This window comes from Amycolatopsis sp. cmx-4-54, from assembly GCF_046548895.1.
GTDB lineage: Bacteria > Actinomycetota > Actinomycetes > Mycobacteriales > Pseudonocardiaceae > Amycolatopsis.
This window is the reverse complement of sequence record NZ_JAEBEJ010000001.1, coordinates 961,371-982,956: the sequence shown is the minus strand read 5'-3', so window position 1 is coordinate 982,956 and position 21,586 is coordinate 961,371. Positions and strand designations below refer to the sequence as shown.

Here is a 21,586-nt window from a genome sequence, read left to right as displayed (position 1 = left end):
TGGTCTACCTGCGCGCATCGCGGGCAAGCGATCTCCATGGGGTCCCCTCTCGATCACGGATCCACCCCTTGGATGACACCAGGGTGGCGGCCGTTCCCGAGATCGTCACACCGAGTGCGAACTGTCGGTGGGGTATGGAACCCTGACGAAGTGGTCAATAGCCCTTCTCAGACCCCGGCCGAGGCCTACACGGCCTCCCAGCGCCGAGCTCGATACCCCCAGCTGACCCGCTTCGCGGCGGAATCGTCGTTCGAGTTCGACGACTTCCAGGTCCGCGGCTGCGAGGCGCTCGAAGACGGTCACGGCGTGCTCGTCTGCGCGCCCACCGGCGCCGGGAAGACCGTGGTCGGCGAGTTCGCGGTGCATCTCGCCCTCGCCGAGGGCCGCAAATGCTTCTACACGACACCCATCAAGGCGTTGTCGAACCAGAAGTACGCCGACCTCGTCGGCCGCTACGGCGCGGACGCCGTCGGCCTGCTGACCGGGGACACCTCGATCAACGGCAACGCGCAGGTCGTGGTCATGACCACCGAGGTTCTCCGCAACATGCTCTACGCCGGGTCCTCGACCATCGGCGAGCTCGCGTACGTGGTGATGGACGAGGTCCACTACCTCGCCGACCGGTTCCGCGGCGCCGTCTGGGAAGAGGTCATCCTGCACCTGCCCGAACACGTGCGGGTGGTCGGCCTTTCGGCCACGGTGAGCAACGCCGAGGAGTTCGGCGAATGGCTGGTCGAGGTCCGCGGTGACACCACTGTCGTCGTCGACGAGCACCGTCCCGTGCCGCTGTGGCAGCACATGCTGGTCGGCAACCGGCTGATGGACCTGTTCGCCGGCCAGGAGGAACACGCGCCGGGCGCCGAGCTGCGGATCAACCCCAGCCTGCTTCGCCGCACCGAGGAGATCGGCGGGCGGTTCGCCCCGGCCGGGCTGCGCGGGCCGAGAGGACGGCGAGGGGCGCCGTCGCGGATGCCGCGATATCGGCCGCCGTCCCGGACCGAGACGGTCGAGCGGCTGGACAACGCCGGTCTGCTCCCCGCCATCGTGTTCATCTTCTCTCGCGCCGGCTGCGACGCCGCCGTCGGCCAGTGCGTCCGGTCGGGCTTGCGGCTCAACGGCCCGGAGGAGGTCGAGAAGGTCCGCCGCATCGTCGCCGAGCGCACCAAGGATCTCCCCGAGGGCGACCTCGGCGTCCTCGGCTTCTGGGAATGGCGTGAGGCCCTCGAGCGCGGTATCGCCGGGCACCACGCCGGGCTGCTCCCGGCGTTCAAGGAGACCGTCGAGGAACTGTTCGTCCAGGGTCTCGTCAAGGCCGTCTTCGCCACCGAGACGCTCGCGCTCGGCATCAACATGCCCGCGCGCACAGTCGTGCTGGAACGGCTCGTGAAGTACAACGGCGAGGCGCACGTCGACCTGACGCCGGGGGAGTACACGCAGCTCATCGGGCGGGCGGGACGGCGCGGGATCGACGTCGAAGGCCACGCCGTCGTCGCCTGGCAGCCGGGGATCGACCCGAAGCAGGTCGGCGGGCTGGCCTCGACCAGGACGTACCCGCTGCGGTCGTCCTTCCGGCCCGGCTACAACATGGCGGTGAACCTGGTCGCCCAGGTCGGCGCCGAAGAGGCCCGTGACCTGCTGGAACAGTCGTTCGCGCAGTTCCAGGCCGACCGGTCGGTGGTCGGGACGGCGCGGCGGATCGAGCGGAACAAGGAGGCCCTGCGGGGCTACACCTCGGCCATCACCGGCGATTTCGACCAGATGCTGGAATACGTCGAATTGCGGGCGAAGATCTCCGCCCGGGAGAAGGCGCTCTCCCGTCAGAACACCTCCGCCCGCCGTGCGGGAACCGCCGAATCGCTGGAGAAGCTCCGCAAGGGCGACGTCATCGCCGTGCCCGCGGGACGGCGTGCGGGCCTGGCGGTCGTCGTCGACCCGGGGCTCGACCCGATCCGCGAACCGCGGCCCGTGGTGGTCACCGAGGACCGCTGGTCCGGGCCGCTCTCGGTCTCCGACTTCCCGTCGCCGGTCGAGGCGCTGGGGAACATCAAGCTGCCGAAGCACATCGAGCTGCGCTCGCCCAAGACCCGGCGGGATATCGCCTCGAGTCTGCGCAACGCGGGAATCTCCTTGCCCGGCAGGCAAAAACGCCGCACGGGGGCCAATGAGGACGGTGAGCTGGCCGCGCTGCGGCGGGCGCTGCGCGCGCATCCGTGCCATGGCCTCGCCGAACGCGAGGCGAACCTGCGCTGGGTCGAGCGGTACCAGCGGCTCACGGGCGAGACCGAGCAACTGGAACGCAAGGTCGCCGCGACCACGCACTCGCTCGCCCGTGCCTTCGACCGCATCCTGCGGCTGCTCGGCGAGCGCGGGTACCTCGGCCCCGAGTCGAAGGGCGACGGCGAGGACCGCGTCACCGAACACGGCAAGCGGCTCACCCGGCTCTACAGCGAGTCCGATCTGCTCGCCGCCGAGTGCATCCGGCACGGCGTCTGGAAGGGCCTGGCGCCCGCCGAACTCGCCGCCGTCGTCTCGACGCTGGTCTTCGAGGCGCGGCGGGACACCGCGGGGGAGCCGCGCCTGCCCGCGGGCAAGGTGCTCGACGCCTGGCAGGCGACCACGCGGCTGTGGATCGAACTCACCGACGACGAGCGGCGCCACAAGCTGGACCGCACCCGCGAACCCGACGCCGGCTTCGCCTGGCCCGTCTACCGGTGGGCGCGCGGCGAATCGCTGGAGAAGGTCCTCACCGCCGCCGAGGCGAACGGGCAGGAGCTGTCGGCCGGTGACTTCGTGCGGTGGTCGCGGCAGGTCATCGACCTGCTGGACCAGATCCGCGACGTCCTCGGGAAGGCGGATCCGGTCGGAGCGGCGGCCTCGGACGCGGTGAAGGCCTTGCGGCGAGGAGTCGTGGCGGCCGGCGGCGCGTGATCCCCGGCCCGGTCCGTGAAGGACTCCTTGAGGGACCCAGAGTCCCTCAAGGAGGCCTTCACGGACTCGATGATCGTCACACGCGCCCCACCAGCACCAGGGGCTGCGCGTGAAGGACCCCTTCCCTCGGCTCAGCCGAGGGAAGGGGTCCTTCACGTACTTCAAGCGGGCGGCACCGAACCGGTCAAGTTTCCTGGGTGGCAAGGACGGCGAGAATCGTCCATACCAGTCCCGAGATGTTGGGCTGACCGGCGGAGTGCCCCGCCGCCGGTGTGAGCACGGTCGCGGCGAGTTGCCCCGACACCGGCCGGGAACAGTGGGCAGGGGCGCCGACCTGTGGTTGGATCGCCCACGACGGCCATGCAGGTCGGCCGGTGACGATGGCGGAACAGGCGGAGGCGAACGATGAGCACGCCGTATGGCGGCAACGACCCGCAGCAGCAGCCCCAATGGGGGCAGCAGCCGGGCTACGGGCAACAGCCTGGCGGCGCTCAACCGCCGAGCGGCCCGCAGCAGCAACCGCAGTGGGGTCAGCAGCCGCAGTACGACCCGTCGCAGACCCAGCAGCAACAGCCGCAATGGGGTCAGCAGCCCGCGCCCTACGACCCGTCCCAGCAGCAGCCGGGGTACCCGCAGCAGCAGGACCCGTCGCAGACGCAGCAACAGCAGCCCCAGTGGGGTCAGCAGCCGCAGTACGGCCAGCAGCCGGGGTATCCGCAGAGCGGGCCCCAGCAGCAGCCCGGCTACCCCCAGAGCGGCCCGCAGCAGCAGCCGCAGTACGGGCAACAGCAGCCCGGCCAGTACGACTACGGCCAGAGCCAGTTCCAGGGCACCCAGGGCGAGGCGCAGAACAAGCCGAAGTCCAAGAAGGGCTTGTTCATCGGGATCGGCGCGCTCGTGGTGATCATCGCCGCGGTCGGCATCCTCGGCTTCGTCACGCCGGGCTGGTTCAACACCCAGGTGTTCAACAACACGCAGATGCAGACCGACGTGCAGAAGCTGCTCACCGAGACCTACGGGATCAAGGAGATCAGCGCGGTCACCTGCCCCTCCGGCCAGGAGGTCAAGGACGGCGTGAAGTTCACCTGCACCGCCACGATCGAGGGCAAGCCGCAGGAGGTGCCGATCACCGTGAAGGGTGACACCGGCAACTACGAGGTCTCGCCGCCCGCCACCAAATAAACGGCGGGCGCCTGGCGCGGTCGATCCTGCATGATCGAGTCATGAGCGACTTCTCCGTACGGCGACTGCGGTCCGACGAGGAACGGGCCGCGACCGATTTGTTCAGGCGCGCCTTGCACGTCAAGGAGATGACCGACGAGGAATGGTCGGCCATCGCCCCGTCGATGCAGCCGGACCGCGGGTTCGGCGCGTTCGACGAGGAGCTGATCGGCACCCTCCGGTCCTTCGATTCGGACGTGACGCTGCCCGGCGCCGGCAGCACGCCGCTCGCCGCGGTCAGCCTGGTCGGCGTCCGCGCCGACCGGACCCGCCGCGGCGTGCTGACCGGGTTGATGCGCGCTCAGTTCGAGGATTTCGCCGACCGGGGCGTTCCCGCGGCGATGCTGCACGCGTCCGAAGGCGCCATCTACGGCAGGTTCGGCTACGGCGTCGCCGTGCGGGCGAAGTCGATCGAGGTCGACAAGCGTCGTGCCCGCTTCCGGCCCGAGGCGCCCGCGGGCGGTCAGATCTCCTTGCTGGATCTGGAAAGCACCGTCGAGCAATGGCCGTCGCTCTTCGACGCGCTCCCACGCACCCGGCCGGGCATGATCGCGCGGAGCCCACATCTGTGGCCGGGCTACGAACGGGAACTGCGCCGGGCGACCACGCCGGTCACGACCGCGGTGCATCGCGGCCAGGACGGGATCGACGGTTACGTCACCTACACCGTCGAGAGGGCTCATTTCGGTGCTCCGACGCAGCTGAAGATCCAGTCGTTCCACTACGCGAGTCCTGACGCGTTCGCGGGTTTGTGGCGCTATCTGGTGTCCGTGGACCTGGTCGACCTCATCACCGCCGAGAAACGGCCGCTCGACGAGCCGGTCGAATTGCTGTTCACCGACCCGCGGCACGTGACGGTGCAGAAGATCCAGGACGAAGGCTGGCTCCGGCTGGTCGACGTCGAGAGGATGCTCGGCGCGCGCACGTACCGGGGCGAGCCGGTCGTCATCGACGTCACGGATCCCTTCTTGGAACACAACTCCGGCCGCTATCGCCTGTCCGAGGACGGCGCCGTCCGTACCACCGGCCCGGCGGATCTCAAACTGCATGCCGACACCTTGTCGATGGTGTACCTCGGCGGCTGGCGTCCCTCGGATCTCGCGGCCGCCGGGCGGGTCCGTGCCACCGGTGCGGCCGCTCTGGAACGTGCGGACCTGCTGTTCGGCACGCGGGTCAACCCCTGGTGCGGTACCTTCTTCTGACGTTGGATGATCACACCGGTGGGGGTGGAGAAGCTTGAGCAGGCGAGCCGTCGCGACGGTCGGTCTGTGTTGTGCCGCTTTCGCGGTGCTGGCGGCGTGTTCGGACACCCCGGAGCCCGCGCCGGCGACGAAGACCGTCACGGTCCCGCCGACGACGAGCGTTTCGTCGAGCAAGCCCGGCACGTCGGGCGGTTCGTCTTCCGCCTCGCCGGGCAGAGTCTTCGACCCGCGGACCATGCAGGCGGACGTGCGGAAGATCCTCACCGAGACCTATCAGGTGAGAGAAGTCGGCGACGTGCTCTGCCCGGCGAACCAGACCGTCAAGGACGGCAGCACGTTCACCTGCACCGTCCAGGTCGGCGGGGAGGGCAAGACCGTCACGATCACCGTCACCGGGGACGACGGCCGCTACGAGGTCGGCGCGCCCGCCTGAAAACCGGTTGGGTTCGCCCGGCCCTGACGGCAGGATCGGCGGGTATGAGCGAATTCCATGTGCGTGCCGTGGCCGAAGGCGAACAGAGGGCGTGTCTCGACGTCCTGTCGGAATCCTTGCACGGCAAGCCCGCCACGGACGAGGTCTGGGCGAAGATGGCCTCGTCCTGGCCCGCCGCCGGGAAATTCGCCGCGTTCGACGACCAGGGCTCCCCGGTCGGGATCACCAGTTCGTTCGAGGTGGAGCTGACCGTCCCAGGTGGACGGAAGCTCGTCACGGCCGCCGTCGACGGTGTCGGCGTCCGCGCCGACTGGACCCGCCGCGGGATCCTGACCGCGATGATGGCCGTACAACTGGAAGACTTCGCGGCGCGCGGTGTCCCGCTCGCGGCCCTGCATGCTTCGGAAGCGGTGATCTACGGTCGCTTCGGTTACGGCGCGGCCACGTTCTGCAGGGGCGTTTCCGTCGAACGCCCCCGCGCCCGGCTTCGCGACGGCGTGGGACGGGACGGCGTGGCCAGGCTCGTCACCCCGGCCGAAGCCGTGGAGCGCGTCCCCGCGCTGTACAGCCGCTTCGAGGGAACACGGCCGGGTTTCGTCGCTCGGCCCGCCAACTGGTGGCCGGGCTTCTTCGACCGAGTGGTCACCGGAGACGACGGGTATCGGGTCGCCGTCCACAGTGGACCGGACGGGGACGACGGTTTCGTCGTCTACCAGACCATCGACACTCGTGACCGGCAGGCGCCGGAGCGCGGCGCGCTCCTGGACGTCCGTGAACTCCATGCCGCCACGCCACAGGCGTGGGCGGGACTGTGGCGCTTCCTGCTGTCGATCGACCTGGTCTCGGCCGTCGCCGGCCGTGGCCGCCCGCTGGACGAGCCGCTCGCCGAACTGGTCACCGACCCGCGTGCGGTGAACACCACCGAGGTCATCGACGACCTGTGGCTGCGGCTCGTCGACGTGCTCGCGGCGCTGCGGGCACGTTCCTATGGCACCGCCGGGCCCGTGGTGCTCGAAGTGCGCGACAAGCAGCTTCCGGACAACGACGGCCGTTACGTCGTCGGCCCGGACGGCGTGGAACGCACGACCGCCGAGGCCGATCTGCGGCTGGACGTCGCCACCTTGTCGTCGCTGTACCTCGGCCACGGCCTGTTCGGCGATCTGGCCCTGTCCGGCCGGGTCGAAGTGCTGGACGAGGCCGCGGTCGCCCGTGCCGACGCGTTGTTCCACACCGCGCGCACGCCGTGGTGCGGGACGTTCTTCTAGCCCACGCCTGCTCGGCACCGGTGCCCCTTCACGAGCGCCTGTTGTGGCTGCTGATGGACGTTGGTGATGCCGAGTCCGTGAAGGCCTCCTTGAGGGACCCAGGGTCGCTCAAGGAGGCCTTCACGGACTGGGACAGGGGTCCACGAGGGCCCGCGCTGCTAAGCCGGATTGCGGCGAGGCTTGATCCGCACCTGCGGCAGCGTGGGTGCGGGCAGCCACGGCGTCGTGCCCTCGTAGCCCTCCACCTGACCGAACCGGTCCGCCTGTGCCTGCCACGCCTCGCGGTACTCCGCGATCTCCTCGTGGCTGCGGCCCACGAAGTTCCACCACATGACGAGTTCCTCGGTGAACGGCGTCCCGCCGAGCAGGAGCACCCGAGCCGGTTCGCCGCCGGAGTTCGTCAGTTCGAGCCGTCCGGCGCCGGGTGCGAGGTAGGCGAGTTCCCCGGTGGCCAATGCGGCTCCGGCGACGGTGACGGAGCCGATGTCCTGCAGGACACCGTGCTCGAAGGCCGGGTCGACGTCGAGGGCCAGGGTCGCCCCGGGCTCCACGGTGAGTTCGGCGCCCAGCAGGGGAGTGAACGCCGGGACGGGTGACGTTGCCCCGGCGAGGCTCCCGAGAAAGACCCGGGCGGTCGCGCCGGGCAGGTCGAGCAGCGGCGGCGCGTAGTGCCGGAAGTCCCGTGTGGTGTCTCGATGTTCGTCCGGCAGCGCGATCCAGAGCTGGACGCCGTGCAGCGTCGAGGTGTCCGATAAGGACACTGTGGACACTGTGGACACCTCGGAATGCGCGATGCCGTGCCCGGCGGTCATCAGGTTGAGCTCACCGGGCCGCACCATCGCCCGGGTGCCGATGCTGTCGCGGTGCTCGATCTCGCCGCTGAACAGCCAGCTCGCGGTCTGCAATCCGGTGTGCGGATGCGGCGCGACGTCCATCCCACCGGACTCCGCAACGTCCTGCGGGCCGTAGTGGTCGGCGAAACACCAGGCGCCGATCAGGGAACGTCGGCGCTGCGGGAGTGTCCGCCGGACCCGGATGGCGCGCGGACCGCCGAGCGGGACGTCGCGCGGAGTCAGCACGGTGACACCTTCGCCCGGGCGTTCGGAGTACAGCAGTTCGGCAGGGGCGGCCTCGGTGTTGCTCATGACTTCGGGAGCGCGGCCAGCAGCCGCTCCACCGAACGACCGAGATTCCAGCGCTCCGCGAGTTCCGCGACCTTGTCCGGGTCGGCGGGCTCGGCCGGGACGACGTCCGGGCGGGACTGGTCGATCGGCGCGTCGGCGGCGACCCGGACGACGGTCGGGGCGACCGCGAGATAGTCGGCGGCGTCGGTCAGCCGGAGCCGGGTCTTGAGCGGCACCCGCGAGTCGCCGGCGTTGGATGCCTCGATCAGCTCCTGCAGCGAACCGAACTGGGTGATCAGTTTCGCCGCCGTCTTCTCGCCGATCCCGGCGACGCCGGGCAGCCCGTCCGACGGGTCTCCGCGCAGCGCCGCCATGTCGGCGTATCCGGGCCCGGCGATCCCGGCCGGGATCCCGTACTTCTCCGCGATCTCCTCCGGGCCGAGGACCTCGGCCTTGTTCCAGCCCTTGCCGACGTAGATGACGACCGTGGGCGTCGGTTCATGGCGGACCAGCTGGAACAGGTCACGGTCACCGGTGATGACCTCGACGGGGGATTCCCGCTCGCGGATCGCGAGCGCGCCGATGACGTCGTCGGCCTCGTATCCGGCCGCTTCGGCGGTCGCGATCCCGAAGGCCTCCAGCAGTTCCAGAATGATCGGGATTTGGGGTGTCAGGGTGTCCGGCACCTCTTCGACGTCGCTGCCTTCCGGGACCTCTTCGGCCACCCGGTGCGCCTTGTAGCTGGGCAGCAGATCGGTGCGGAACTTCGGGCGCCAGTCCGCGTCGAGACACGCCACGAGCCGGGAAGGCCGCCGGTCGACGAGGATCCGCGCGATGGTGTCGGTGAACCCGCGCACCGCGTTGACCGGTGTCCCGTCGGGGGCGGTCATCGAATCGGGCAGTGCGTAGAACGAGCGGAAGTAGAGGCTCGCGGAATCGAGGAGAGCGAGTGGTCCGGTCACGCGGACAGCCTGCCATGTCCCGCCCCGGATGTCCGTGAAGGACCCGACCCCCAGCCGGGTCCTCCACGGACATCGTCAGGCCGCGTAGGGCCGCACCCGGCGCGCGTCGCGGAGGGCGTTGGCCCACCAGCTCAGCTGATTCAGCAGCGTGGTGGCCGCGACGGAGGCGCCTTCGAAGTCGTCGTGCGCACCGTCCGGACCGAAGTGGTTCCAGGCGTAGGGGAAACTCACGGTCTCGCGGATCGTGGCGGCGTGGAGTTCGGCGAAGACCGGGCGCAGATGTTCCACCGCGCGCAGGCCGCCCGAGATCCGCCATAGGACACGAAGGCGACCGGTTTCCCGTGCCATTCGGGGCCGGTGGCGTCGAGCGCGCTCTTGAGCGGGCCGGGGTAGCTGTGGTTGTACTCGGGGACGATCACGACGACGGCGTCCGCGGCGGCGACGCCGGGGGAGAGATCGCCGGGACTTTCGGCCAGGTCGATGACGGACAGGGTGACGTCGTCGCGCTGTTTGGCGCGGTCGAGGAACCAGTTCGCGACGACGGGAGCGAAGCGGCCCTCGCGGACGCTGCTGATCACGACGGCGAGTTGGTAAGGCGAGTTCGTTGTCATGCCCAAAACCGTAGAACCTGTACTTAACTTGAGGTCAAACTCCAGAATCGCCGTATGTCGGGGCTTAATCGCAGAGGACTCTTTGCAAAGAACTCTCTGCGGTCATAGGGTGTAGCGCATGGGGAAGAGCGAGAGGTATCTCGCGCGGGTCGACGGCCGCATTCTGCGGGCGCTGTCGCATCCACTGCGCGTCAAGATCCTGGAGTTGCTGCGAGAGGACGGTCCGGCGACGGCGTCCGGGCTGGCGAAGCGGGTGGGGGAGAGCTCCGGGACCACGAGCTGGCATCTGCGTCAGCTGGCCGAATCCGGGCTCATCACGGAGGACACCGAACGCGGCAGCAGGCGCGACCGGTGGTGGAAGGCCGTGCACGAGGGAGACCAGATGCAGGCCAGGGACTTCATCGACGATCCCGATCTCGCCGGCCCGTTCAACGCCTACGCGCACACGATGATCGAGCGGCGTTACGCCGCCGAAGCGCAGTTCGTCGCCGAAGTGCGGGACTGGGCCGACGAGTGGATCGACAAGGTCAGCTTCCACGACTCGCCGCTCTCGCTGACACCGGACGAGGCCGCCGCGTTGAGTGACGAAATCCTCGACGTCATCGGCCGTTACCGCCGTCCTGAGAAGGACGGGGACACCCAGGTCCGCGTGCACTGGGCGGCCTTCCCGAGGGAGTCCCGGCCGGAGAGGCCATGAGCCGGATGCCACTGGGGGCCTTGGTCGTGGCTTCGGGGCTCTCCTCGGCCGGGGTGATGATGACGTTGCTCGCGATTCCCTGGTTCGTGCTGCAGAGCACGGGCAGCGGCACCAAGACCGGTCTCGTCACCGCGGCCGAGGTGCTGGGCCTGATGGTCGCGGCGCTGCTGGGCGGGCCGATCGTCGACCGGGTCGGCACGCGCCGGGCCAGCGTCGGCGCGGACCTGCTGACCACCGTCACGGTGCTGCTGATCCCGCTCGCGATGGGCACGACAGGGCTCAGCCTGCCCGGACTGATCGCGCTGTCGTTCGTGATGGGTGTTTCCCGGGGGCCCGCCGACACGGCGAAGCAGGTGCTGCTCCCCGGCGTCGCGGAACTCGGCGGTGTCGGCGTGAGCCGGGCGGCGAGCGCCGTCGAAGCGGCGATGAGAACCGGCCGGATGGCCGGCGGGCCCGCCGCCGGTGCGCTGATCGCGCTGATCGGCCCGATACCGGTGCTGTTCGTCGACGCGGGCGCGCTGTTGCTCTCCTCGGCACTGGTGTTCGCGCTGATCCCGGCCGCGGCCGGGCCGCCGCGGCCGCCGACGGGCGGGTATCTCAAGCAGTTGCGCGAGGGGCTCGGGTACGTCAAACGCGACGCGGTACTGCGCGCGGTGGTCGGCATGCTGATGCTCACCAACAGCCTCGATTTCGGGCTGCTCGGCGTTCTGTACCCGGCCTACGGCGACCAGATCCTGCACAGCACCGCGCTCATCGGCGCGATGATCACCGCGGTCGCGGCGGGCGCTCTGCTCGGTTCGGCGATCTACGGCTGGATCGGCCACCGGTTCTCCCGGCGGACGGCGATCCTCGTCGCTGTCGCGATCGAAGGCGCGCCGCGCTTCGCCTTGCTCGCGCTGGAACCCGCACCGCCCGTGCTTCTGGCCGGGCTCGTGGTCGCCGGGATCGGGGCGGGCGCACTGAATCCGATCGTGCTCCCGGCGGTTTACGAGCGGGTCCCGGAAGCCGTCCGCGGCCGGGTGCTCAGCCTTCTCGTCGGCGGGGTGCTCGCCGCGATGCCGCTCGGCTCGATGATGGCCGGGTTGCTGCTGGACGGGATCGGCCTCGTCGGCGCGCTCGCCGTGTTCGGTGGGCTGTACTTGATCGCCGGCACCTTCCCGGCGATCTTCCGGGTGTGGCGCGGGCTCGACGATCCCGCCCCGATCGGGGGTGACCGGCCGGTGAGCCGAGCGGCGCGGACCGACTAGGCTCGCCATCATGTCGCGCCGTTCCCTCCACAACCCAGCCCCCGACGCCGCCGGTCTTCGCGCCCGCCTCGACCGGGCGCGCGCCGCCGCGGCCGCCGCCGGCACCGACGCCCTGCTGATCGCACCCGGCTCGGACCTGCGCTACCTCATCGGCCAGGCCGGGGGCTCCTTCGAACGGCTGACCACGCTGGTGATCCCGGCCGACGGCGTCCCGGCGCTGGTGCTGCCGAAGCTGGAGGCGCCCGGTTACGCCGACGTCCCCGCCGACGAACTCGGCATCGAGATCGTCACCTGGGTCGACGGTGACAACGCCTACGAACTGGTCGCCGACCGGCTGGGCAAGCCAGGCCGCGTCGCGGTCAGCGACTTCACCCCGGCGCTGCACGTGCTCGCCTTCCGCGGCGCGCTCGGCGACGCCGAGCAGACGCTGGCCGGGCCGATCGTGCGCGAACTGCGGATGCGCAAGGACGCCGCCGAGATCCAGGCGCTGCGCGACGCGGGCGCGGCGATCGACCGCGTGCACGCCCGCGTGCACGAATGGCTGCGCCCCGGCCGCACCGAGGCCGAAGTCGGCGCGGACATCACCGCCGCGATCGTCGAGGAGGGTCACACCCACGCCGACTTCGTGATCGTCGGTTCGGGCCCGAACGGCGCCAGCCCGCACCACGACGTCTCCGATCGGGTCATCGAGCGCGGTGACGTCGTCGTGGTCGACATCGGGGGCCCGATCGCCGAGGGCTACAACTCCGACTCCACCCGGACGTACGCGGTGGGCGAGCCGCGTGACGCCGACGTCGCCGAGACCTACGCCGTCCTGCAGCGGGCGCAGCAGGCCGCCGTCGACGCCGTCCGCCCGGGCGTCGCCGCCGAGTCGATCGACGCCGCCGCGCGCGACATCATCACCGAGGCGGGGTACGGCGAGTACTTCATCCACCGGACCGGCCACGGCATCGGCCTCGACGTGCACGAGGAGCCCTACATCATCAAGGGCAACGCCCTGCCGCTCGAACCGGGCATGGCCTTCAGCGTCGAACCCGGCATCTACCAGCCCGGCCGCTGGGGTGCCCGCATCGAGGACATCGTCGTGGTCACCGAGAACGGTGTCGAGCCGGTCAACCAGCGCCCGCACGACCTGATCGTGCTCGACGCATGACCGCTTCCCTGGAGCCGCTGGATCAGGCCATCGTGCAGGAACTGGCCGCGGACGGACGGCGCAGTTTCACCGATCTGGCGGAGCGGGTCGGGCTTTCGGTGTCGGCGGTGCACCAGCGGGTGCGCCGCCTGGAGCAGCGCGGGGTCATCCTCGGGTACACCGCGCGGCTCGACGGCGAGCAGATCGGCCTGCCGCTCACGGCGCTGATCTCGCTGACCCCGAACGATCCGGCTGCCCCGGACGACTACCCGCAGCGTCTGGAGCACATCAAGGAGATCGAGTCCTGCTACTCGGTCGCGGGGGACGAGTCGTACATCCTCCTGGTCCGGGTGGCTTCGCCGCTCGGACTGGAGGACCTGCTCCGCCGTATCCGGGAGGCCGCCAAGGTCTCGACCAGGACCACGGTGGTGCTGTCGACGCCGTTCGAGGGCCGTTCGCCTACTCTGTGAGAGCGGAAAAAGGGGTGGGCTTGCGCGGCGCTGGTACGATAAAAGGTATGGCAACACGTAAGGTCACTCTCTCACTCGACAGTGGTGCGCTCGAGTTCGCCGAGCGGGCCGCGAAGGCACACGGGATCTCGGTCTCGTCGTGGTTGTCCAAAGCGGCCCGCAGGGAGGCCGTCCGCACCGGATACACCCCGCAGCGCGCCCCGGTCGAACCGTCCGCCGAATCGGACGAGGCCGAGCTGACCGCCGCGGAGAAGGATCTGCGTGCACAGGGGTGAAGTCTGGACGTACCACCCCCCGACCGAACCGGCACGGCAGCGCACCGTCGTCCTGCTGTCCTCGGACGGGGTGAACGAATCCGAGCGGCCGTGGCTGCTCGGCACCGAATTGCTGGACCGTGATCCGCAGGACATCCTCGGCGTCGCCGTCGACGCGCGGTACTGGGTCTCCACGCTGAACCTCACGCGCCTGTACCGGCCGTGGTTCGACGAGAAGATCGCGGAGATCGACCAAGAGGTCCAGGAGCGCATCGACATCGCGTTGCGCGCCGCACTCGACCTCTAGCCCGCCCGAGTCGCGTCTTCAATCACGCATGTCGCGCGTCTGATCACGCGAGTGGCGTCTCCGATCACGCGAGTCACGTCTCCGATCACGCATGTCGCGCGCCTGATCACGCGACTAACGCGCGATCACCTCGGGCGCGGCGTGCAGTTTGCCGTCGGGGCCGGAAAGGCACGACGCGTTACCGCCGCGGGCGGCGAGGAATTCGTTGAGGCAGTTCGCGATCTGCGCGTGGCCGTTCGCGTTGGGATGGAACGACTCCTGCAGCGCGTGGCTCGCGCGCTCCACCTGGCCGAGGTCACGCAGCTGCAGCGTCAGCCTGCTGAACCACTCGTTCGCCGGGTCGCTGCTGCACGCCTCGTGCCCGGCGCCCGCCCGCGAAAGGTCCAGGAACCGCGCGCTGGTCGCCCTCGACGCCTGCTTGAGCCCGTCCGACAGGACGGAGACGCCGTCGCGGCGCATCCACTCCAGGTCCTCGGTGCGGAACGGGCAGCCGTTGAGGCTGCGCAGGGCCTCCGGGATCTGGGGGCCGACAGGCGAGGCGTAGGACATCAGCACGAGCTGATAGTCCGCCGGGACGTAACCGGCCTGCGCCAGCACCTTCTTCACGTCGGCGACGGCGTTGGTCACCTTCGGCACCATGGCGTCCACTTTGGACTTCCAAGTGGTGCGAAGAGCCGCGCTGCACGGCGGGTTCTGCGGGGAGAACCAGGCCTTGAAGCATTCGTTGACCTGCGCGGAGAACTTGGGCTCGTCGTTCGCGCCGATCGCGATCATCACCGCCGCGACCCGATGGTCCTTGATCAGGTTCGCGAGCTGTTGGGCCTGTGACGGCTCGGTCCACTGCTTGACGTCGCCGAGGGCGATCTGCTCCGAGGGAGCCCCCGAACACGCGAGGTTCACCCGGGCGGTGACGTCGGGGATCTTGATCTGCTCGACGAAGGCGTTGGGGGAGCGGTGGCACCAGTTGCCGCCCTGCCCGTTGGTCGTGGGCGTGTAGTCGCCCGCGCCCTCGCCGGACACGGTGCTGTCGCCGATGGACACGACCGTCAGCGGCCCCGTCCCCGGTGGGCCTTGGCGCGGGGACGGCTGCCCTGGGCGGCTTTCCGACCCGGTGAAGGCAATGAACCCGACAAGAACCACCACGAACGTGAGCGCCAGAGCACCCCACCACCACCGGAAACGTCGCATCGTCACCGGATTCTACGGACCCGTGGACCGATAGGGTGATCATGGCCGTGTGGGCCGGGTCTCGTGAAGTCCCCTTCCTGCGTTTGCCGCAAAGAAGGGGACTTCCGCCGGTCAGCAGACCCAGCGTCGGATCGCGGCGTCGAGCAGTTTTCGCGCGTTCTCGACGGAGTCTTCGGACGCGTCGGCCCAGGCGATGACCCCGTCCGGGCGCACGAGCAGGCTCGGCGTCGAGTCCTCGGACGTCGGATCCGCCGTGTACGCGACGCTGTCCGCCAACCCGGTGACCGCGTCGGCGTACCGGCCATCGGACGAGCGGTCGACGAGGACGAAACGGCCGTCGTGAGCGTGGTCGGCGAGCCGGGTGCCGGACGTCAGGTCGACGTCCCCGGCGATCGACCCGACCGGGGCTGCGGCGTCCTCGGCGACGTCGTACCGCTGCAGGATCCCGGAGGAGAGCGCGATCATCCGGTTGGTGGCGCCGGGAACGGTGAACAGTTCGTCGCCGACGACCTTCCGCAACTGAGCGGTCCGTTCATCGCCGCGCATCAGCGCCACCTGGGCTCGCGTCCAGTCCAGGACCCACGCTCCGATCGGATGCCGTTCGGTCTGGTAGGTGTCGAGCAGACCGGCGGGCGCCCGGCCGGTGACGGTCGCGGCGAGTTTCCAGCCGAGGTTCACGGCGTCGCCGAGGCCGAGGTTGAGGCCCTGTGCGCTGAACGGCGAGTGCACGTGAGCGGCGTCGCCGGCGAGGAACACCCTGCCGTGGCGGTAGGTCCGCGCCTGGCGCGCGTTGTCCGACCATCGCGTCGCCCGCCCGCGCAGACTCGTGATCGTGACCGGGACGCCGGTGACGTCGCGCACCGCGCTCTGCAGCTCTTCGAGGGTGACTGGAGCGTTCTTGTCCTCGGGCTGGGGCGCGAACCTGGCGACGAGGACGCGTCCCGGCACCGGACCGTAGGTGTAGATGCCGCGAGGCGTCCAGTTCCAGCCTCGGCGCAGTTCGCCCGGGTCGTCGAAATCCGCGATGGCCTGGTAGCCCACCAGTTCCGGGCCGGTACCCACGAAGTCGACGCCGAGCCGCTTGCGGAGGACGCTCCGTCCGCCGTCGGCCGCGACGACCCAGCCGGCGGTGAAGTCACCCGCGCTGGTTTCGACGACCACGTCGGCGTCGTCGTCCAGCCCCGAGCCGGTGCCGCGCAGGCCCCGTACCTCGACACCCCGGCGGATCTCGACGCCCAGCCGGGCGCAGTGTTCGCCGAGCAGCAGTTCGAGGTCGTGTTGCGGCACCATGATCCCGTTCGCCACCGCCGTATGCGCGGCGAGGACCGGGTCGGTCTGGTCGACCAGGTCGTGGCGGAACATGAGCCCCGCGAAATGCCCGAGGACCGCGAACCGGCGGGACTTCCGGCCCGCCGCGTCCGTCAGCTCGCGCACCATCCGGTTCGAGCGGCCGGCGGTGAAGGCGCCGGCCTCCGCCAAGCGACGGCGCTGCACCTCTTCCGCCGCGGGCAGCAGGCCACGGCGGTCGAGGATCTCGGCGCTGGCGACGTTGATCGAGCCGGATTTGATCGTCGGATCCGGTTCCTCGAGCCGCTCCAGCACGGTCACCCGCACTCCTCGCAGGGCCAGTTCGCTCGCGACGAGCAGGCCGGTGGGTCCCGCTCCGGCCACGAGTACATCGATGCGTTCCACGTCGACTCCAAGCTTTACTCATTAAGCTTACTCGGTAAGCTTAATGAGTAAAGGTAAGGTTGTCATATGGCGAAGCGGGGAGATCGAGGCGGAGCGAAGACGCGGGCGCATATCGCCGCGGTCGCGACGGAGCTGTTCGTGGAGCGAGGTTTCGACGACGTCACCGTCGCCGAGATCGCCGCCGCCTCCGGCGTCTCGAAGGTGACGGTGTTCTCGCACTTCGAGCGCAAGGAGGACCTCGCGCTCGATCGGCTGCCCGACGCCGTCGGCGTCGCCCGCGCCGCGATCCGCGACCGGCCGGACGGAGTGGGGGTCGTGGAAGCGTTCCGCCGGACGGCGCTCGCTCTCGCGCAGGAGCAACATCCGCTTTCGGGGCTGAGTCCGGCAGGCGAGCCGCTCGCGCGCACCGTCGCCGGGTCGCGCGCGCTCATCTCACGACTGCGCGAGTTCGAGCACGAGATCGAGGCGGAGCTCGCCGACGAGCTCGAAAGCGATGCCCGGTTCTCGGGCGACAGCGAACTGGTCGCCGCGGTGATCGTCGCCGCGTACCGCACCGTCGCCGTGGCGACGACCCGGCGACGCCTCGCCGGAGACGATCTCGACGTCCTCGTCGCCGCGCATTGCGAGCGGCTCAACGCCGCGTTCACTGCGCTGGCCGCGGCTTGGTGAAGCCGGCCCGTCGATCCTGGTCAGGTTCGGGACGCGAGGATCGCCGTGCCGGGCCCGGAAACCTCGCCGAGCGCCGCGACCCGGCCCGCGATCGCCATCAGGAGCGCTTCCCCAGGGCCGCGGACTTCCGGCCCGCCCCCGGCCGACCAGTCGAGATCCGTGGCGACGAGCCGGAGCCCGCGCGCCCTCCGGCCCGCTTTGATCGGCGGGGCGTAGCGGGCGAAGGCCAGAGCGTGCCGCAGCCGATCCCGCGGCACTTCGCGGGGGAACCCCAGCGGACGCCGGATGTCCTGCTGGTGGATGAGCCCGTCGAGCAGCGCCACCCGCCCGCCGAACGCGGCGGTCAGGCCGCGTGGCTCGAGGTGCTCCTCGATCCTCGCGATCAGCTCCTCCGGCGTCCGGCCGGGTTCTCGCGCGACTCCGAGGGCGTTCATCCGGTCGAGCCGCAGCCCGCCGCGGACGGCCTGGCCGAGCAGATCACGCGGGCGCAAGGCGTCGTAGTCGACGACGTGGGTGACCACTTCTCGGACGGTCCACTCCGAACACAACGTCGGCGCGTCCCAGTGTCCGGGGGTCAGCGTTCGCAGGAAAGCGGCGAAGTCCGCTCGTTCGTCCCGCGCGAGTCGCACGACTGAGCTCACCGGCGGCCTCCTCGAATCACTGGTAGTCGAGCCACCCGCAAACGTAGTAGGCGGTGTCCTCGTTCCGCTCCACGTACCAGGAGTAGACGACGTCACCCGCGAGTTTGCCGGTGCGCGCGTTCCGCTGGGTGATCGTGGCCTGCACCGTCACGTACTCCTGTCCGGACGGGACGGAGTACGGCAGCATCTCCCAGCGCTCGACGTAGTGCCCGTGGAGTTCGAACCCGAGCAGGCTCGCCCGCAGACGCGGACAGGTCCCGCTGCGCAACGCGGTCATGTCGTGATTGGCCAGCCCGTTCATGTAGACCTGGAACACGCGGTCGATCGCGGCGGGTTCGAGGCCCGGCGCGGCCGTCGAACTCGGCGCCGTCGGCGCCGAGGGGGTCACGGTGAGGGTCTCGGTCTGGACCGGGGGAGCGGAGTGCGACGTCGACGTCATGGGAGACGAGTCGGCAAGCGGGAGCGAAAGCCCGCCGTGGCACGCGGAAAGGAGGGTGCCGAGGCCGATCAGGAGCACGGCGGCCCGGCCGCGCGAAGTCAGAGGTCTCACGCCGCCGACGCTAGGTGGCCTTCATGAAATTCGGATGAAGCCTCGGGCCGGTGTGGCCGCCTCAGCAGTTCTCCAGGAAGTGACGCAGCACTCGCGTTCCGAACCGCAGGCCCTCCACCGGGACGCGCTCGTCCACACCGTGCGCCATCGCGCGGTACGGGAAGCCTTCCGGCAACCACAACGGCGCGAAGCCGTAGCAGTCGATCCCCAGCGGGCTGAACGCTTTCGCGTCCGTGCCGCCACCCATGCAGTAGGGCACGACGACGGCGTCGGGGTCTTCGGAGCGCAGCGCTTCAGCCATCGCGTCGAACCACGGCGAATCCACCGGAGCCTGGACCGGCGGCTGGTGCGCGACGAACTCGCGGCTGACGCCCTCGCCGAGCATCGTGTCGATCTCGGCGAGCAGTTCGGGGGCGGTACCGGGGAGGACACGGACGTCGACCTGGGCCTCGGCCGAAGTCGGGATGACGTTCACCTTGTACCCGGCGTCGAGCATGGTCGGCGTCGTGCTGTTGCGGACGGTCGGCACCACCAGCGCCCCGGCGGGCCCGAGCCGCGCGATCGTTCCGTCCACATCGGACAGATCGACCGGAACGCCCAGCGCCTCACCGGTGCGTTCCAGGAACGCTCGCACCGTCGGCGTCACCTGGATCGGCCAGCGGTGCGCGGCGATCTTGCCGAGAGCGGTGACCAACCGGATGACCGCGTTCTCGTCGTTGGGGCGCGACCCGTGTCCCGCGCGGCCTTTGGCGGTCAGACGTAGATGTGCCGTACCGCGTTCCGCCGTCGCCACCGGATAAAGCCGCACGGTCCGGCCGTCGGCGGCCGGGACGTGGTAGGTGTATCCGCCCGATTCGCTGATCGCGGCCGCGCAGCCGTCGAACAGGTCCCGGTGCGCCGCGGCGAGCCAGTGGGCCCCGTACTCGCCCTTGTCCTCCTCGTCGGCCACGAACGCCAGGACGATGTCCCGCCGCGGCCGCACACCCGTGGCGAGGGCGGCGAGCACCATCGCGCAGAAGTCCTTCATGTCGACCGCGCCCCGGCCCCAGAGGAACCCGTCGCGGACCTCGCCCGAGAACGGATCCACCGACCAGTCGGCGGCGTCGGCCGGGACGACGTCGAGATGTCCCTGCACGAGCAGCGCGGGCAGGCGCGGGTCGGTTCCAGGCACCCGGGCGATCACGTTCGCGCGGCGTGGCGCGGACTCGATGATCTTCGTGTCGATCCCGAGTCCCGAAAGCAGCGACGCCACGTACTCGGCGGCCTCGCGCTCGCCCGCGGAGTCCCCGTCGCCCCGGTTCGTGGTGTCGAACCGGATCAGCCGCGAACAGACTTCGACGACATCCAGCTCAGCCATAGATACCCTGCACCGCCCCGGCCGCGATCGCCGTGACGATCTTGAACGCCTTCATCGCTTCGGTCATGTCCGGTGCGTCGAAGCCGACCCGCCGCACGCCGATCTGTTCCACCGTCGGGATCACCGCCGCGGCCTGCGCGAGGTGGCTCGCGTCGAACTCGACCTCGATCCGGTGCGGCGTGGTGAACCGCTCGACCCGGCCCGCCCGGTTCATCGCGTCCGCCGCGGCGGAGCTCAGCAGTTCGGCCGTCCTCGCGGGCGGCAGGCAGATCGCGGCGTACCGGCTGACGCATTCCTTCACCGTGACCAGTTCGGCGTCCGGCGCGTAGTCCTGGGCGTCGTCGCAGGCCTTGTCGTCTCCGGAGACGACGAGTACCGGGACGCCGTACTCGGCGGCCATCGCGGCGTTCAGCCTGCCTTCACTGGCGGGGACGTCGTCGAGCCACACGCCGGTGATCTGGTTCTCCAGGTACGTGTGCGACAGGACGCCGTCGAATCCCGCGCCGGCGTGGTAGCCGAGGAAGACGACGCCGTCCACGCCGGTGTCGATCCCCTGCATCATCGAGAGCGGCTTGTGCCTGCCGGTGAGCATGCGCGCCCGGCCGTCGAGGTCTTCGAGCAAGAGGTTCCGCTGGGACGAATGCGCCTCGTTGACCAGTACGTCGGTGGCGCCGGCGTCGAACAGGCCCGCGATGGTGGCGTTGACGTCACCGGTGAACAGGCGCCGGAATCGTTGCCACTGCTCGGTACCGGGGATGACGTCCTCGGTCCAGGTGACGCCGGTGGCGCCCTCCATGTCCGCCGAGATCATGATGCGCATGCGGGGCACCCTAGCCGAGGCTCTTTGCCTTCGCCGCCGGGATCACGGCCAGGAACCGGAGCGCGGATAGACCGCCCAGGCACGCTCCCAGGCCGCGGCGCGCCGCCGGTCGAGCACCAGCCGGACGACCCGGTGGACCAGGACGAGCGCGGCGACCACGGCGAACCACAGCCAGAGGCCGACGAGCACGGAATCGAACACCGCCGTCGACGCGTTCCTCGGGGCGGCGGTGAGCTCGCCGCGGGCGTCGATCCAGACCGGCACGGCCGTTCCGGCGGGGCTGCCCGGCGTCGCGAGGACGCCACCGGTGTGCCGCGTTCCGCGCGAGTCGGTCCAGATCGCCTGGGTGGTGGAGTCGTCGGTCCCGACGCTCTCGCTGTCGACGATGCGGACGGGCGCGGCCGTCAGCAGATACGCGGTGGCGGCCTGGCGCCCGGTGGCATCGGCGGCGGCCGCGGCGACCTGCCTGCCGTGGTTGGTGGAGCCGACGGTGGCCGCGACCGGGATGGCGAGCAAGGCCGCGAGGATGACGAGTTTGAGCACCAGGGCTTCGAACCGGTCGGAGCCGCGGGCCAGCGAGTTGTGACCGGGGAAGAGCCGTCGCCCGAACCGGGCGATCGGACCGCTGGACCCGTGCACGAGGAACCCCATTCCCTCAGACCGCGAAAACTCCGTCTTCGATTCTCGGTCACCGCGGCGCCGTTGTCGCGGTATGGGGACACAGACCACTCTGTGAACCCGTACACAACCTTTAATTCGTTTTACCCGCCCGCGTTCCCCCGCTACCGTCTTCGGCATGGGGATTTTCTTCACTCT

At 70.1% G+C, this 21,586-nt stretch carries 21 protein-coding genes and 1 pseudogene; 12 read left to right on the top strand and 10 right to left on the bottom strand.

Annotated features, from left to right (window positions below):
* The first annotated feature begins 150 nt into the window (after positions 1 to 150).
* The 5 genes from ACLJQ7_RS04795 to ACLJQ7_RS04775 all read left to right on the top strand — a co-directional run bounded on the left by ACLJQ7_RS04795 (position 151) and on the right by ACLJQ7_RS04775 (position 7,049).
* The gene (locus ACLJQ7_RS04795; RefSeq protein WP_410646911.1) at positions 151 to 2,928 is read left to right on the top strand and encodes a DEAD/DEAH box helicase; all 2,778 of its coding nucleotides are present in this window, start codon (positions 151 to 153) and stop codon (positions 2,926 to 2,928) included.
* Between the two features lie 405 nt (positions 2,929 to 3,333).
* Positions 3,334 to 4,110: a DUF4333 domain-containing protein gene (locus ACLJQ7_RS04790; RefSeq protein WP_410646910.1), complete on the top strand. Its 777-nt coding sequence runs from the start codon at positions 3,334 to 3,336 to the stop codon at positions 4,108 to 4,110.
* Positions 4,111 to 4,151: 41 nt separating this feature from the next.
* Positions 4,152 to 5,351, top strand: coding sequence for a GNAT family N-acetyltransferase (locus ACLJQ7_RS04785; RefSeq protein WP_410646909.1), 1,200 nt, complete (start codon positions 4,152 to 4,154; stop codon positions 5,349 to 5,351).
* 34 nt (positions 5,352 to 5,385) lie between these two features.
* A complete protein-coding gene (locus ACLJQ7_RS04780) occupies positions 5,386 to 5,784 on the top strand; it encodes a DUF4333 domain-containing protein (RefSeq protein WP_410646908.1) in 399 nt (132 codons plus the stop codon).
* Positions 5,785 to 5,828: 44 nt separating this feature from the next.
* Positions 5,829 to 7,049: a GNAT family N-acetyltransferase gene (locus tag ACLJQ7_RS04775; RefSeq protein WP_410646907.1), complete on the top strand. Its 1,221-nt coding sequence runs from the start codon at positions 5,829 to 5,831 to the stop codon at positions 7,047 to 7,049.
* A 158-nt stretch (positions 7,050 to 7,207) separates the two neighbouring features.
* Here ACLJQ7_RS04775 and ACLJQ7_RS04770 read toward each other — a convergent pair whose 3' ends face one another.
* The 3 genes and pseudogenes from ACLJQ7_RS04770 to ACLJQ7_RS04760 all read right to left on the bottom strand — a co-directional run bounded on the left by ACLJQ7_RS04770 (position 7,208) and on the right by ACLJQ7_RS04760 (position 9,746).
* A complete protein-coding gene (locus ACLJQ7_RS04770) occupies positions 7,208 to 8,194 on the bottom strand; it encodes a pirin family protein (protein WP_410646906.1) in 987 nt (328 codons plus the stop codon).
* Positions 8,191 to 9,135 (bottom strand): 5'-3' exonuclease H3TH domain-containing protein, encoded by a 945-nt coding sequence (locus ACLJQ7_RS04765; protein WP_410646905.1) that lies wholly within the window; start codon positions 9,133 to 9,135, stop codon positions 8,191 to 8,193. Before ACLJQ7_RS04765 ends, ACLJQ7_RS04770 begins: the two co-directional genes overlap by 4 nt.
* A 75-nt stretch (positions 9,136 to 9,210) precedes the next feature.
* Positions 9,211 to 9,746 (bottom strand): annotated as a pseudogene (locus tag ACLJQ7_RS04760) (NADPH-dependent FMN reductase).
* A gap of 118 nt (positions 9,747 to 9,864) precedes the next feature.
* On the opposite strand from ACLJQ7_RS04760, the gene ACLJQ7_RS04755 reads away from it, so the two are divergent.
* The 6 genes from ACLJQ7_RS04755 to ACLJQ7_RS04730 are packed head-to-tail and all read left to right on the top strand — an operon-like array spanning position 9,865 to position 13,853.
* On the top strand, positions 9,865 to 10,443 hold the full coding sequence (locus ACLJQ7_RS04755) for an ArsR/SmtB family transcription factor (RefSeq protein ID WP_410646904.1): 579 nt from the start codon (positions 9,865 to 9,867) through the stop codon (positions 10,441 to 10,443).
* Positions 10,440 to 11,690, top strand: a complete 1,251-nt coding sequence (locus tag ACLJQ7_RS04750; protein WP_410646903.1) for an MFS transporter — start codon at positions 10,440 to 10,442, stop codon at positions 11,688 to 11,690. The genes ACLJQ7_RS04755 and ACLJQ7_RS04750 overlap by 4 nt, the downstream gene beginning before the upstream one ends.
* A gap of 10 nt (positions 11,691 to 11,700) precedes the next feature.
* Positions 11,701 to 12,843 (top strand): M24 family metallopeptidase, encoded by a 1,143-nt coding sequence (locus ACLJQ7_RS04745; RefSeq protein ID WP_410646902.1) that lies wholly within the window; start codon positions 11,701 to 11,703, stop codon positions 12,841 to 12,843.
* Complete coding sequence (locus ACLJQ7_RS04740) at positions 12,840 to 13,292, top strand: Lrp/AsnC family transcriptional regulator (RefSeq protein ID WP_410646901.1); 453 nt, start codon at positions 12,840 to 12,842, stop codon at positions 13,290 to 13,292. The genes ACLJQ7_RS04745 and ACLJQ7_RS04740 overlap by 4 nt, the downstream gene beginning before the upstream one ends.
* Before the next feature lie 47 nt (positions 13,293 to 13,339).
* Complete coding sequence (locus ACLJQ7_RS04735; protein ID WP_007035425.1) at positions 13,340 to 13,567, top strand: hypothetical protein; 228 nt, start codon at positions 13,340 to 13,342, stop codon at positions 13,565 to 13,567.
* Complete coding sequence (locus ACLJQ7_RS04730; RefSeq protein ID WP_005150941.1) at positions 13,554 to 13,853, top strand: hypothetical protein; 300 nt, start codon at positions 13,554 to 13,556, stop codon at positions 13,851 to 13,853. The genes ACLJQ7_RS04735 and ACLJQ7_RS04730 overlap by 14 nt, the downstream gene beginning before the upstream one ends.
* A 114-nt stretch (positions 13,854 to 13,967) precedes the next feature.
* Here ACLJQ7_RS04730 and ACLJQ7_RS04725 read toward each other — a convergent pair whose 3' ends face one another.
* Entirely contained in the window at positions 13,968 to 15,041 is a 1,074-nt protein-coding gene (locus ACLJQ7_RS04725; protein WP_410646900.1) for a GDSL-type esterase/lipase family protein, read from the bottom strand.
* Positions 15,042 to 15,152: 111 nt separating this feature from the next.
* Positions 15,153 to 16,733: an FAD-dependent oxidoreductase gene (locus ACLJQ7_RS04720; protein ID WP_410646899.1), complete on the bottom strand. Its 1,581-nt coding sequence runs from the start codon at positions 16,731 to 16,733 to the stop codon at positions 15,153 to 15,155.
* A 66-nt stretch (positions 16,734 to 16,799) separates the two neighbouring features.
* On the opposite strand from ACLJQ7_RS04720, the gene ACLJQ7_RS04715 reads away from it, so the two are divergent.
* Positions 16,800 to 17,402, top strand: a complete 603-nt coding sequence (locus ACLJQ7_RS04715) for a TetR/AcrR family transcriptional regulator (RefSeq protein WP_410646898.1) — start codon at positions 16,800 to 16,802, stop codon at positions 17,400 to 17,402.
* A gap of 20 nt (positions 17,403 to 17,422) precedes the next feature.
* On the opposite strand, the gene ACLJQ7_RS04710 is transcribed toward ACLJQ7_RS04715, so the two are convergent.
* The 5 genes from ACLJQ7_RS04710 to ACLJQ7_RS04690 all read right to left on the bottom strand — a co-directional run bounded on the left by ACLJQ7_RS04710 (position 17,423) and on the right by ACLJQ7_RS04690 (position 21,409).
* Positions 17,423 to 18,043, bottom strand: a complete 621-nt coding sequence (locus tag ACLJQ7_RS04710; protein ID WP_410646897.1) for a maleylpyruvate isomerase family mycothiol-dependent enzyme — start codon at positions 18,041 to 18,043, stop codon at positions 17,423 to 17,425.
* 16 nt (positions 18,044 to 18,059) lie between these two features.
* Positions 18,060 to 18,593 (bottom strand): hypothetical protein, encoded by a 534-nt coding sequence (locus tag ACLJQ7_RS04705; RefSeq protein ID WP_410646896.1) that lies wholly within the window; start codon positions 18,591 to 18,593, stop codon positions 18,060 to 18,062.
* Between the two features lie 61 nt (positions 18,594 to 18,654).
* A complete protein-coding gene (locus tag ACLJQ7_RS04700; RefSeq protein ID WP_410646895.1) occupies positions 18,655 to 19,950 on the bottom strand; it encodes a M20/M25/M40 family metallo-hydrolase in 1,296 nt (431 codons plus the stop codon).
* Positions 19,943 to 20,770 (bottom strand): M55 family metallopeptidase, encoded by an 828-nt coding sequence (locus ACLJQ7_RS04695; RefSeq protein WP_410646894.1) that lies wholly within the window; start codon positions 20,768 to 20,770, stop codon positions 19,943 to 19,945. Before ACLJQ7_RS04695 ends, ACLJQ7_RS04700 begins: the two co-directional genes overlap by 8 nt.
* Positions 20,771 to 20,812: 42 nt before the next feature.
* Entirely contained in the window at positions 20,813 to 21,409 is a 597-nt protein-coding gene (locus tag ACLJQ7_RS04690; protein WP_410646893.1) for a hypothetical protein, read from the bottom strand.
* Positions 21,410 to 21,586 lie beyond the last annotated feature (177 nt).

What these genes read in the sequence shown, in the direction of transcription:
- ACLJQ7_RS04740 (WP_410646901.1), top strand. Translation starts at nt 12,840, where the DNA reads ATGACCGCTTCCCTGGAGCCGCTGGATCAGGCCATCGTGCAGGAACTG.
- ACLJQ7_RS04695 (WP_410646894.1), bottom strand. Translation starts at nt 20,770, where the DNA reads ATGCGCATCATGATCTCGGCGGACATGGAGGGCGCCACCGGCGTCACC.
- ACLJQ7_RS04745 (WP_410646902.1), top strand. Translation starts at nt 11,701, where the DNA reads ATGTCGCGCCGTTCCCTCCACAACCCAGCCCCCGACGCCGCCGGTCTT.
- ACLJQ7_RS04755 (WP_410646904.1), top strand. Translation starts at nt 9,865, where the DNA reads ATGGGGAAGAGCGAGAGGTATCTCGCGCGGGTCGACGGCCGCATTCTG.
- ACLJQ7_RS04700 (WP_410646895.1), bottom strand. Translation starts at nt 19,950, where the DNA reads ATGGCTGAGCTGGATGTCGTCGAAGTCTGTTCGCGGCTGATCCGGTTC.
- ACLJQ7_RS04785 (WP_410646909.1), top strand. Translation starts at nt 4,152, where the DNA reads ATGAGCGACTTCTCCGTACGGCGACTGCGGTCCGACGAGGAACGGGCC.
- ACLJQ7_RS04725 (WP_410646900.1), bottom strand. Translation starts at nt 15,041, where the DNA reads ATGCGACGTTTCCGGTGGTGGTGGGGTGCTCTGGCGCTCACGTTCGTG.
- ACLJQ7_RS04735 (WP_007035425.1), top strand. Translation starts at nt 13,340, where the DNA reads ATGGCAACACGTAAGGTCACTCTCTCACTCGACAGTGGTGCGCTCGAG.
- ACLJQ7_RS04770 (WP_410646906.1), bottom strand. Translation starts at nt 8,194, where the DNA reads ATGAGCAACACCGAGGCCGCCCCTGCCGAACTGCTGTACTCCGAACGC.
- ACLJQ7_RS04715 (WP_410646898.1), top strand. Translation starts at nt 16,800, where the DNA reads ATGGCGAAGCGGGGAGATCGAGGCGGAGCGAAGACGCGGGCGCATATC.
- ACLJQ7_RS04775 (WP_410646907.1), top strand. Translation starts at nt 5,829, where the DNA reads ATGAGCGAATTCCATGTGCGTGCCGTGGCCGAAGGCGAACAGAGGGCG.
- ACLJQ7_RS04750 (WP_410646903.1), top strand. Translation starts at nt 10,440, where the DNA reads ATGAGCCGGATGCCACTGGGGGCCTTGGTCGTGGCTTCGGGGCTCTCC.
- ACLJQ7_RS04790 (WP_410646910.1), top strand. Translation starts at nt 3,334, where the DNA reads ATGAGCACGCCGTATGGCGGCAACGACCCGCAGCAGCAGCCCCAATGG.